This is a genomic window from Paenibacillus oryzisoli, from assembly GCF_001653565.1.
Classification (GTDB): domain Bacteria; phylum Bacillota; class Bacilli; order Paenibacillales; family NBRC-103111; genus Paenibacillus_E; species Paenibacillus_E oryzisoli.
Window position 1 is genome coordinate 357,992 of record NZ_LYPB01000069.1, and the last position, 13,513, is coordinate 371,504.

A 13,513-nucleotide genomic window follows, 5' to 3' on the forward strand; every position below is an offset into this window, starting at 1 on the left:
TGAAACATACTATAATGAAACTATCTACTAATGTGTGTACTGGAGGGTCATCATGAAGCTTTTACTTGTGGAAGACGAACAGTTGATTCGCAAAGGGATTCTGATGAAGACCGACTGGCAGCAATGCGGAATTAATGAAGTGATGCAAGCCGAAGATGGCCGTGATGCCGTGCGGATTGCTGAGCAGTTCCGCCCCGACATTCTGCTAACAGATATCCGTATGCCCCATTTGGATGGTATTGAGGCAGCGCGCAGCATTCGGGAGTTTTGTCCGAAGGTTCACATCATCTTTATGAGCGGCTTCTCGGACAAGGAGTATTTGAAAGCCGCTATCTCGTTACAAGCGGTTCATTATGTAGAAAAACCGATCCATCCAGATGAGCTGCACGAAGCGATTCGCACCGCTTCCAAGATGGTCCAGATCGATCTGCGAACCGACATGGGAGAGGAAGAAAGTATGCCTCTTATTAAACGGGAAATAGCCGCTCTACTCTGTTCACCTGTGTATCAATCGGATAAGCTTGCACGCTTGTTCTCTTTAATCGCTTCTCAGTTTCCGCGTGCCAATCCCTGTGTGAGCTCCGTTCTCAATTGGCATCGTGCCATCGAACATCCAGATAACCTTATGCAAGAACTCGAAGATGCCGCACAGATGGCAGAGTTGGATTGCTTTAGTATGTTAAAAGATAACCATCATGTCGTCATACATTTGACATCCCGTTCGGAGCCAGACATACCTTTTATCGACATACTTCAACGGTGGATCTATCAAGTATCCCTTCGTTTACCCAATCTTCCTGGTTTTCATTTGTCGGTTGGCCATCAAGTCCATGGAATGGACCAGCTATATTCTTCCTATCTATCTGCGGTGATGAATCTTCAAAGGGGCTTTTATCAGCCACCAAACTCCATCATATGGGAGTCTACTAACTATTCCCACACAGATGCGTTCTTTTTTGACGATAAGCGTATCGCGACCTTTACCCTTTTACTTCAACAAGATGAAGCCTATCAGACAAAGAATTGGCTGGCGAATTTGACGCAAGAAATCCGTAAATATCCGGATACATCTGTCACTTATACCAAAGGAATCTATCTGCAGCTCTATCAAACCGTACTGCAAGTCGGCAAAGAAAGCGGTATATCTCCGTTCAAGCAGGAAACAGCGGTAGGTAAGTACGTGGAGCGTTTGTACGCTTGTCAGACATTGGACGACTTAAATCAGCTGCTGAATGATGAACTCGCTGTTCTTTTTGATCATTTGGAAACACGAAAGGGCAACTCGATCATCCGTCATGTGACACAATTTATTGAGCGAAATTACCAGAATCGCCAACTTTCACTGGCCGAAATTAGCGAGCATGTCGGAGTGACCATCCCTCACTTGTGTTTTGTATATAAGGAAGGCACCGGTGTGACTATCAAACATTTCCTATCGGAATATCGGATTGACCGAGCTAAAGAGCTTTTGGCCAACAGGGATCTCAAGCTGTTTGATATTGCGCTGCAGGTGGGTTATGGGGACGGGGAATATTTTAGCAAAATATTTAAAAAAGTAACTGGCCTGCAACCTTCAGAATATAGGAAGAGGATCGCTGATGTTTAATTCCTTCAATCGCATTCTTCTTAAGCTTCGACTAAAGCAAAAACTGTTGTTGTCCTATCTGCTGCTTATTTTGCTTCCAATACTCTACCTTCAGTTCTACGCTTCCGGTAAAGTGACGGGCATCATACAGGAAATGGTCAACTTTTCACTCAATCAAAGTTTTAACCAAACGCATTCCTTTCTTTCCTATAAATTAAAACGGATGACCGATGTTTCAGATATCATTGCCTTGGACGAGCAGAATATGACCCGTATCCTAACGCGTAACGTAAACGATTACAATATCCATGATCAATTACAAGATGGAAACATAATGAGGCAATTCATCACTTCCTTCCGTGATAGTACCGATGTAAGCGAAGTCCGGCTCTATCTGCCAAAAGGATTTCTATTCGCCGATGAGGGCAGCAATATGTTGCGCCTGGATGATGTTCAGAACTCGACATGGTATAAGAACTTGGTCAACGCAAGAGTAAAGCTCATGTGGTTTTCTTCGCATGATTATCCAACCCTAGCTAGTAATGGGCGTCCGGTCATCTCCCTTATCCGTCTCATTCGCCATCCCAATCACTACAATGATACGATTGGTGTTCTAAGATTGGACATGGATGAACGGAATCTGAAAGAAATCGTTTCGCGTGCCAACACCGTGAAGAATAGTTTAACTTACTTACAGAACAGCGATGGCCTCATTCTAATTGCTTCGGACGAACTGCTCATGAAGCAATATTTTCTCGCTGATGGCTCTGCACCCATACGAACACAGCATTCAAGCCCCAGTTATAAGCAGATCATAAACGGCAGAGAGCTTGAATTCCTCCAGCTGCCCATACCGCAAACAGACCTAACCATGGTTACTGTTATTCCCTCTCAGGAGATCGTGTCTAGAAGTACACGCCTTCAGAAAGAGCTCCTTGCCAGTTTGCTCGTCGTCGCACTGCTAGCGATCGGGCTTGCACAATATATTTCCCTTCATATGACTAGACGGATTACACATTTGAGTCAAAAGATGAAAGCAATGGAGGCTGGATTCCTAGAACCTATCGTAAAGCCGTCAGGGGAAGATGAGATCGGGGAGCTCATCCAAAGCTATAACTACATGTCGAAACAACTAGCTTTGTTGAAGGATGTTGAAGTAAAGGCAATTAAATCGGAATTGAAGGCTCTTCAATCCCAGATTAATCCCCACTTTTTATACAATACGCTAGATCAGATCAATTGGATGGCTCAATTCGGGATGAACGACCAAATCCCCACTCTTGTACATTCCTTAGCTGGATACTATAAGCTTACTTTGAGTAATGGACAGGACATCATTACAATTGGACACGAATTGAAGCTGGTCGACTATTATGTCCAAATTCAAAATATTCGCTTTGAACAACGAATCGAATTTATTATGGGGGTCGATGAGGAATTTCTACAAGGTCTCATTCCGAAGCTAACGCTTCAGCCCATCATAGAGAATGCCATTCTACACGGAATATTGAAGAGTGAGAATCGAGAGGGGATCATTACAGTAACTTGCGAACGCCAAGCAGATCAGATCGTTCTTTCTGTCGTTGACGATGGGGTTGGTATGGACGGAGCACATCTGGAAGCACTCCAATTAGGCAGCAAGATAATTAATCCGAATGGCAGCGGTTACGGGATTCGAAACGTACAGGAACGAATTAAATTATACTATGGCGAAGCATTCGGTTTGCAATTCTTCAGTTCACCCGGAGATGGGATGATCGTTGAAGTACATATCCCGTTAGTTATGGATTCGGATTCCTTATAAATAGTAGACAAGAAACCAAAAAAAGATCGCCCTCCACTTGCCGCGTAAAGACACAAGTGAAGTCGCGATCTTTTTACACTATCAAGGTTCCTTACAGGTCCGGTGATAATTTAAATTAATACCCATACACCTCAAGTTCAACCATATAATTAGAAGTATTTACGGTATTGCCATTTAGCCAGAACCTTACATACCGACCCGATATGGGACTAAACGCAATCGTCTTACCGGCGCTCGTCTCCGTATATTCAGCATCGGTCCCTGTTCCTTGGCCTGCCGTGTTATTCGTATCATTATTGAATACATTGGTATAGCTGCTGAAATCCGCCTCATTCGAAATCTGAACAATCACATCGTGGTATTTCCGACTGTCATTGAAATAGTGCCACATCGAGATTTGGTTCAAGGTGACGGTGGATCCAAGATCCATTACTGCAGAAACCGCGCCAGTCCCCACATCTACCATATCACTTGAGGTTAAATTCCCATTCGATAATTTGGAAGGAAAAGAATCATTCACACCCGCAGCACTGTAAGTAATGTCCCTGTATTGAGACACTAACTTAGCGATCGGATCAGTTCCAAATACCTGCAGCTCTACAAAATTGCTGTTGGTATTTACTGAGTTGCCTTTTAACCAGAAACGGGCATATCTAGCTGTAACTGGTGCAAAAGTAAGCGTTTTGCCGTTAGCCGACTCGGCATATTCATCATCTGACCCGTACCCTTGACCTGAGCTGTTATCCTTATCATTATTGAACACCGTTGTTACGTAACTGCTGAAATCGGACGTTCGCGACAGCTGAACGACCACATCTTTATACGTGCGGCCATCTGTATAAAAGTGCCACATCTTTACTTGACTAATGTCTTTCAACGCACCAAGATCAATTTGAGCATATACTAATTGGTCAGGGTTTCCAACAGTTACATAATCCGTAGATGCTGTATTACCATTGGTTAATTTGGAAGGGGGAGGATCCGATGCGCTACTACTAAAAGTAGGAGCTATTCCTGCAGATAGGTTCGTTCTGCTGACTCCGGGGTATTGAATCGCCCCTATACTTCCGCCGCTCATTGCAAATGGCGTACCAAAAAAGTCGCTATATCCTCTGTCCATATCCGAATGATAGCTCAGGGCTCCTGTTTGCATAGTAGTGCTAGAACTGGATTGAAGCCGATAATCTCGATTAGTAGGATCCACGAATACCGGATTGATCTGAACATTACCACTGCAGCTAGATGAGCAGACGCTGTTCAATTGCGCAGCGTCATAATTCAAGCTAAAGTTCGGGGTTGCACCCAGATAGTTCTTGTAACGAGCCACTTTACCATTGGTGTCGCCGGCTTGAACGACAGGATCCCAGAAATTGTTATTGTGTACGAAGGCTGTACCCGTTACTTGCGGGTGCACGTTCAGACCAACCTGCCCTTGAGGGCTGAGACCATACTCATACATAATGTTATTGGCAATAACATTATTCTCTACCTTGTTGGTGCTCGGACTGCCAGGATTATCTCCAAGGTAAATAGCATACTGATCCGTCTCAGTAATCGTGTTATTAATAATCCAGCTATCCTTGGCTTCCATCCAAGTGTCGTCATCACCCGAAACAGCTTGCCAAGGATACATATCTAATCCCCAGGGTTGGAAAGAATGTTTGGGTAGAACTGTCCCCGTAGCACCCGTAATAATATTGCCGTAAATTTTGTTGCTACTGCCAAGAACATGATTTGTTGTTGTGTAATCGTGAATATAGTTGCGGCGAATGATATTATTCGTGGTCTTGCCGCTGTAACCGTCCATATCAAGGCCATGCATATAACCGGAGGTACCCGCAGAAATATCATTTTGCTCCACAATTACATGCTTGACTCCAAGCAGGTTATTCTTGTAGTTCGTAAGAGAGATTCCGGAATGTCCCCAGTTCAATATCTTATTACCACGAATGACTACACCGTCAACGGCATGATGGATGAATAATCCATCCCCTGTGGTCACTACCGTATCGTTCTCCTCGGGTAGCCAAACTTTGTCAATCAAGGAGTTCGTTATCGTAATGTGAGAGACACTCGAAGTATCATCTGGATTAGTTCCTAAATTCCCGATTTGTATGCCACCTTGAACAGCTCTTTGGACGATTAGATTGTCGAAGGTTAGATGCGAACTTGGCGCTTTGACCCAAATGACTCTCCCATAGGAGCCTCCACGGAAATCAATATCCTTCATCGTGACATGCTCTGTGTTCTCCATAACAACAACTGACGCCAAATTATAGGCGATGACCTCTACATTCGTAGGAGCAACCGTGGATGAGCCTGTATATACGTATACAATACCACCTGCAACTGCCCATTCATGTAGTTGATCGACGTCATTCGCGCTTGCAACTTTTTGTTTAGGAACGCCATTCACAAATACCCGATATGCGTCCAGACTGGTACTTCCATTGATACTCTTTTGCCAACGATTCGTCCCCGGTACATTCGTCCAGCCCGAGTCTAGCTTATACATACTTGCAATCACTGGCTTTGGTCCCGTCCCATACGCACCTATCGTGATAGGATCAGCTGATGTTCCCGCTTTGTTAGTCAAGTTAAGAGATGCGTTGTACCAAGCATCACCTCTCTTGAATAGGATTGTATTCCCTGCATTCATTAAGGTAAGGGCCGTTGAGATATTTTGCTTAGGAGCGCCTGCAGATAAACCGTTGTTGGAATCGCTTCCAGATGTGGAGAAATAGTAAGTCGTGCCTGTAGCAAACGTTATGTTAGGCGTTAGCAGTATGGAGATAAGTACAGAGCTTATAACAAGTGCTGCAAAAAGGAAAAGCTTAGACAAAGAACCCTTCGATACATAGTTCATCGTAAACCTCCTCAATACCTATTTACTTACTACTTGTTACTTATTTAAAAACATGAATGACTGCTTGAATAAAAATGATCACCTCCTACGCTTTAATGCTTGCCAATGTTACAACATATAGACACCACCTCCTCAATTAATTTGGTATTGAATTAACCACTGTACATGCCAGTAAAAGATAACAGTCGTTTCAGAACAGCAGCAGCTTCCCCTCTTGTTGTTTGCGCCTCCGGACGGAAAGTGTTCTGTTCGTCACCCTCTATTAAACCCGCTCCCGCAGCTTCGGCAATAGCCTGCTGCGCCCAATGTGCAGCCTCGTTGAAATCGACAAATGGCCGTACACTCCCACTGACTTCGCTAGTTGCCATTGGTTTACCGGTGAATTGGGCCGCACGTTTCAACATTACCGCCAATTCTTGTCTGGTAAGTGTTGCTTCAGGCCGAAAGGTCTGATCCGGATAGCCGCTGACTAGGCCAGCATCCGCTGCCGATTGGACTAATGCCTCATACCACTGCCCATTTATGTCAGCGAAGGAAGTTTCGCTGGCATTTCGATCCAAGGAAAGAGCACGTACTAGCATCGATGCGAACTCAGCCCGAGTAACCGGTTTGTCTGGTCCAAAAATCTGATCCGATAAGCCATTAACGATAAGCTTATTCGCCATCGACTCTACCAAGGACTTGCTCCAATGGCCTTCAAGATCGGCGAAATGTTTATCTAGGCGAATCAAGGAATAAATACTGTTTCCTTTCCTGAAAAGCTCCGCTACCGTTTTACCGTTAATGCTATGAAACACTGTTGGAACCGGGAGCAGCTCACCTGTAGCTTCATCCATATAAACACCTATCGTATGGCTAGAATCAACTTCAAAATCGAGCTGAAAGGAACGAGGCACATACCGCGTGAATTTCGTTATCGTTACTTTTTCTCCAGTTGGTGTTTCGGCAATCATTTCAAAATCGATCGGGTTCATCAACAAGTTCGTTCCAATCTTAATTGCTGCGCGCTCAGCTTTCTCCGTCTGCTCCCTATTTGCCTCTGTTATGATAATTGTAATCACAGCATTATCCGCTTGATCACCTAATTGGTCACGCCAAGCACCTAAGGTCATTTCGCTAAACGGTACAGAGTAAGTAATATTCCCTACTTTTAGCACTACAGCTCCAGACGAATTCTGCACTGCCCACTTTTGAAGCAGCCCCATCGATACTCGTACTGGACCGTCTGCATCAACAAGGACCTGTCCCGATGCCACTTGACCGTTTCCGTCCTCTTCTGTGATATCGCGATGAGCGTTCATATTACCATTACCATTGCCATTGCCATTGCCATTACCGTTACCGCTGTTCTCCCTGTTGTCCGAAGTTATTTGAATGCTGAGCTTTTTGGGCACCGCATGAACCGTGGCATGCAATCCTGTTTCAAGATTTATCATACTCTTGACCTTAACTAGCTTGAAGTCAACGATTCCAGGAGTTACTGCTTGAAAGGTAAGTGTGGTTAATGTTCTGGTACCGCTTTCCCCAGCAGCTTCACCTGACTTCGTCGATCCATACCTAAGCGTATTACCGTTTTGAACAAAAACAGGTGTTCCCCCGGACAGATTGTCCTCTGCACGCAATAATGTAACGCCTGCGGGAATATCAATCGTCAAGTCATACGCATATAATGCATTGAGATTTGATCCTACAATGGTAATAGCGAAAGCATTGTTCTCTTTAATAGTTGGCGTTGTAGTCCGAATGTCAAACGATGTTGGCATCTCATCTGCAAATACCACTGACGAACCCTTGATCATCCCAAATAAACACGTGATGAATAGTAGGATCGCACCAATTCGAAATGTGTGCTTTATCATTTGGCTCCCCCTTGCTAAAGCTAATCACTTACCTTCTTAGAATTTGAGAAATGGACTTAACACCCCCTTGCATAAACAAGGGGGCGCATCGCCATTAGTTTGTTTCGTCGTTACCCGGAAATCCGGCTTGCAATGAAGGCAAGATCCTCCATATCAACGGCACCGTCACCGTTGATGTCTGTCAATTGTGCAAGGGCCCAGTCTGGGCTTGTCGCATCTTTTCCATAATGCTTGGCAATATTGGCGAAATCGACGATATTAAACTGCTGATCGTTGTTCGTATCGCCTGTTGCAGCCTTAATCCGGTGAGCTTCAAACTCCGCAATCGCCGCTGCCAGATTCGTCTGTGCAGTCTGGATTTGCACTTGCGCTGCGTCGGGCTGATTAAATACCGACTTGGCTGCATCGATCACGGCAGTCAAGGCTGCTTTCAAACCCGACAGCGTCGAGCTGAAGAAGGTCCCGATAACCGTCCCTGCAGCAGCCTGATCTCGGGTCGACTCCGCTTGCGTGATCAAAGCACCTAGTGCCGCTTTATTCGAAATGCTCACATCTATCGAGCCCCCGGCTAGTACTGTAATACCCCCTGCCTCTGAGGAGGCCGTTCCAGAAGATGTAGTAAAGCTGGAACTACCTGCGGAAGCATCTGATTTTACATCGAACTTCAAGGTTAAGAACGGCCCGCTTGCAGGAATTGCACCTGTTCCCGTGCGTGCTGCCAAGATACGCAGCTTGCCCTCTGACTCGTTGTTCGTTACGATGACGGCTTGTTGTGCGTAATCTTTCTCATAACTACTGTAAGTGAACTTCGTTGGATCGTAAGATACGGTTAGGTCGATCCCAGCCGCAGGTTCTGTCTTGTCTAAAGCTAGTTGAAGATCCAGCTGCTGCCCTGTACTGACAGTAGATGTGCTGGAAGTCAACTTGACCGTTGGCACTGCAGGAGCTTCGGTTTTGACCAAGCCCACCCAGTCCAAATTCATCGCTCCGCTGATCCTCCACATCTTAAGTTCAATCTCACCTGTGGGTAAATACGTGCCTGAATGGACAGTCAATGCTTTCCAGTTTTCCGGCACAGTACCTTGATCAACCGTTCTTTCTGCTTCCGCCGTGTAATACTGGTTCCCTAGTTTAATGAGTCGGGTGGGAAGCGAGTCTGCAAGTTCCCATGCTACGTATTTGAAAACAAGATCATAGTTGCCAGCTTCCGGAACGGTTAATTTCCATGTAATATTTTGGCCCAAAGCATTCCATTGGCTGACTCCTTTTCCCCCGGACAAGAAAGGACGCGAGCTGTACACATTGAAATTGCCGTCGTTCGTATCACTGAAGCTCTCGGCCTCTGCAAACACCGTCAGTCCGTTCTTGACGGCTTCGTAGTTGCTTGTAGCTTCAGATGGTGTTGCTCCGCCAGATCCGGCGCTGCGCAGCCTCAAGGTTCCAGTAACGTTAGGCATAGAGAATTTCGCATTCTCCCCGATGAAGGTGACAGGCTTAACTGCACCCAACCCCTCAAAAATCAGGCCCGGCGGCGCTTCAAGAACCTCATAAAGGCCGGCCGAATTCGTGATGGATCCCCAAGCTGCTGTACCACCGTGTCCATCGCTGTACGTGGATAAAGTTACTGATGATGCTACGCCGTTAATCTCAACGGGATAGGAAACCTGAGCTTGTGGTGCAGGTGCGTTAGCATTGCTTAACAGCAGTTTATGCTGACCAGGCTCCACATTCAGCGTTAGTGTGCTGCCGGCCGTATCCCAATGAACGCCACGCGTATACACAGCATCCGTTACGCTACCGCCCTTCGGCAAGTTACGGTACTCTTCATCGCGTACAGTCGTAACACCGGACTTATGCAAGCTGACCTGCGAACCTCGTGTTCCTGTAATCGATAGCTCGTCGCCCGAGAGAGCGATCGTTGCCCGCTCTGCGCTGGCAATGCGCGTAATACCGTTGATCACTAATTGCGTACCGCCGACCAAAAGAATGGAATCCCCCTTGACGGTAGCTGCGATGCCTTCGAATTGCATATCACCGGTGTCTACAACACCGCTTTGCGCTGTTCGAACATAAACATTCGTTCCATCGGTAAAATGAAGTTTCCGATACGTACCATGATCCTCGGTAACGATATCCTGAGGCTCAGAGCCCACTTGGTAAGGCACATAGGAGGATACAATCGTCGCCTCCTCCGTTTTTGGCGTTTTGAATCCGCCATGCAGCCTTCTTTTTCCTCCATAGGTTGATCCGCCAGGCAAATATTCAACACCATTGTAATCCAAGAACTGGTTGGTTACGTCGATTTTTGTTAATCCCGGATAGTACAGATTTACTTCTAAAGCAACCTTATTCTTGATAATCGTCGCGCTGCTGTTCGCTTCGTCCAGGTTTAAGGTGTTTTCGGCATGGAGCCAATATTCGAAGCTGGAACCTCCCGGCTCGCGCGCATTCAGATTATCAACGACGACAAAGGCGCCTGGCTTCACATAAATCACACTGCGCTGAGCCAAATCAAGGCCGGTGAAGTCTCCGGTATTGTAAGCCGTAGTTGCGTCACCTACCGCCGCGTCGAAATCCTTGTTTGTAGCGAAGCCCGTAATTTGACCTGATGCTTTCATATCAAAAATCTTCTGGCCTTTTTTATTATCATAGGTTATCGCATTATGGGCAAAAGTCTGCTTAGCATATTTCTGGAAATGCTCGCTGTTGAAATCATCATAGAACCCACCATCAACCGTGAGATCCTCCCCGAAGGCTTTGATCATAATGCCGTTCTGATCCGCGTGGCTATGATTGAAGCTGCCGAAAGGACTGGACTTGAAAAAGAACGATACCCGCTTCGGATCAAGCAAATTGGAGTGCATCGCGACCGTTCCGATATTCTCGAAATACTTGGCTGTCGGCATCTCCACCGGAGGGCGAGCCGGCAAGCTGCTGTCTTCATAAAGGTAAGTGATGAAGTTGGCATAATCATAAGGGTCTCGCTGTGAGTACCACTGCATCACCTCATTCTGCTGCATCTGCGCTTCGCGTGTTATACCTGCTGCAACATAGTTGCGGGAGATCAGATCGGCTTGGTCTCCGAATGCGCCAGTTTTCTGACCTGGAGGCAGCATATACATCGGGTACCAGGCTTCATTGCGGAAGTATGCCTTCTTATAAAGACTGAAGCCGGTCGCAATATAGAGTGTATCGACGAACTGTTTGTTACTCATCGTAGACCATTGCCAGTAGCCTTCTCCATTGCCCCAGCTGCCGTCCTCGCCGCCCCATGGAGGCGATAAATTAATATAGGCCGGGACGATCAGATTGAACCAATTCTGTGCGTCATGCATAACGTTTTTCCCATTCACATTAATGTCGTCGTGCATCAAGGCAGTCGCAATCATGCCCAGGAAGCCGAATACGGTCCAACCGTGTGAATCATAAGGTGTACTGGAGATTGGTTTGCTATCGTACAGAACATCGTTTGCAATCGTTGTGGAGCGATGATGCACCATCGTTAATACGGTTTCCCGCTCAGTCGGGCTAAGGAGATCATAAAGCCAGTCATAAGCCATCGCGCCTGTTAATGCGATCTCCCGGTGAGCCTGATCGTCATTTTTATAAGCGGTTAGGCTGCTCTCATCCAAACTCCACGAAGAGATATGCAGCAGCCGTCTTTTTGCGAACTGGCCGTAATTGGGGTCCTGAGTGATTAAGTAAATAAAAGCTGCGTCCAATAAGGGATTTGTTATTGCGCTTACTTGATCGATAACTTTTGGGTTTTTAGTTACGGGTTCACCCGGCAGCGCCTGCGGGGACTGGGCTTCAGCCTCCACCGCAGCCTTTACTCGGCTCTTTACGGTATCGAATGTTTTCTTGCCGTCACCGTCTTTTCTGGCACGAAATGCTTCCAGCGTAGCAGGTGTCGTGAGGATACGTGGATGTTCGGTCGATACGGCATTAAACATATCTGATGTTGAAGGCACTGGGAACGGGACGTTATCCGCATCAATGCGGAATTTTAATACTTCACTCCACGCCGACCACCCGGCCGGTTTATGAAACCTGACTCTCCAGAAGTAAGATTGCCCGCCTGCAAACGTATGTTGGAAATTATAGAAGTTGGTAGTAATACCGTTTTTCTGATAAGCAATAGACTGAAAGGAGCTGTCTCCTGAAACTTGTAATTCGTAAGAATCAGCACCCGGAATGAAGGGCCATGCGAAATCAGGCGGATTCTGGGTCGTTACCAGATGATTAATAGGTTGAAATTTCCTAGAAACTCCCGGATCCTGCCCAATTGGCCACGTTAAATCACCTGAAGGCGGTGGAGTAGGCGTTGGTGAAAGAGTTGGTGTGGGTCCGGGTGTTGAACTGGTTGCTGTAAGAGATGCGGCATCAAAATAAACATCGGCAGTCTCCATACCTGGCGTAGATAATTCCACTTGTACATCAGTCGTACCAACAGGCGGCACAGCCGATACAGTTAATGTTTCATAGCTGCCTGTGAGTAATGATTGCGTTTCCACAAACTGCTGTTCGGAAGATCCAATAAAGTGCAGAATCAAATTCGCATTGCCGGTTAATGCTTTAGCTCTAACCGTTGCCTTGTACTCATTGCCGGTTACGACAGGAATAGTCGGGCTTTTCACACTGTAGGCGTCCGAGGTGGAATTATCAATCATATGCACAGACCGGAAGCCATGAGCTGCATAAGTCGCAGAGTTAACCGAGACGATACTGGAAGTCAGTCCATGGTCGATTGCTGTCCATCCCGTTGGTCTCGAACCTGTAAAAGCTTCAAAACTCGAGTTAGGGAGCAGCTCGGTCGTCTTAAGCGATACATCGTCGAAATAAACGGTGCCGCTAGCAGCTGTGCTGGGAATAACCAGACGAACAAGTAAACTTACCGTACCGGGAGGGGGGGTGTCGGTAAGCTCCACCGTCTGCCAGTTTGGAGAAACCGATTTGTATTCGGATACTTTAGTTGTATTGGCATTGCTGGCATCGAAATATCGGACCTGCATCACGGCTTGCCCTACTTCGACTTTTACTTTGACACTGGCCTTGTAGGTTGTCCCAGGCGAGTATGGAATCCTTTGGCTTTCCATTACTGCCGCTGCACTAGCATTGGTGTCTGTGACCTTCACACTTGCGGACCCTTCAGATACTTGGTCGGTGGCCCGTTCGTAGGAAAGACCCGTATTAACGGCTAGCGTCCAGCTTGCAGGTGCACCGCCGCTCGCTTGTTCAAAGCTTGGGTTTACAACCAGCTCGGGACCCATAACCGAGTTATCGGCCGCACTGGCAAATTGAAAGGTAAACAAGTTGAGGATCAAACTCAATCCCATAACACCGGTGAGGAATGCAGAGATTTTGCGCTGCCAAATTCGATTTTTCAAATAAATTCGCCT

At 46.5% G+C, this 13,513-nt stretch carries 5 protein-coding genes; 2 read left to right on the forward strand and 3 right to left on the reverse strand.

Annotation, left to right across the window (positions count from 1 at the left end; all coding sequences use genetic code 11):
• Positions 1-52 precede the first annotated feature (52 nt).
• Positions 53-1,606, forward strand: a complete 1,554-nt coding sequence (locus A8708_RS16010) for a response regulator (protein ID WP_068665104.1) — start codon at positions 53-55, stop codon at positions 1,604-1,606.
• A complete protein-coding gene (locus A8708_RS16015) occupies positions 1,599-3,389 on the forward strand; it encodes a sensor histidine kinase (RefSeq protein WP_068665106.1) in 1,791 nt (596 codons plus the stop codon). Before A8708_RS16010 ends, A8708_RS16015 begins: the two co-directional genes overlap by 8 nt.
• Before the next feature lie 115 nt (positions 3,390-3,504).
• On the opposite strand, the gene A8708_RS16020 is transcribed toward A8708_RS16015, so the two are convergent.
• From A8708_RS16020 to A8708_RS16030, 3 genes are all read right to left on the reverse strand, one after another.
• Positions 3,505-6,255 carry a right-handed parallel beta-helix repeat-containing protein gene (locus tag A8708_RS16020; RefSeq protein WP_068665108.1) on the reverse strand — a complete coding sequence of 917 codons (2,751 nt, stop codon included), beginning with the start codon at positions 6,253-6,255 and terminating at the stop codon, positions 3,505-3,507.
• A gap of 152 nt (positions 6,256-6,407) precedes the next feature.
• Complete coding sequence (locus tag A8708_RS16025) at positions 6,408-8,114, reverse strand: S-layer homology domain-containing protein (protein WP_068665110.1); 1,707 nt, start codon at positions 8,112-8,114, stop codon at positions 6,408-6,410.
• Positions 8,115-8,224: 110 nt separating this feature from the next.
• Complete coding sequence (locus A8708_RS16030) at positions 8,225-13,501, reverse strand: DUF4962 domain-containing protein (RefSeq protein WP_068665112.1); 5,277 nt, start codon at positions 13,499-13,501, stop codon at positions 8,225-8,227.
• Positions 13,502-13,513: the final 12 nt, after the last annotated feature.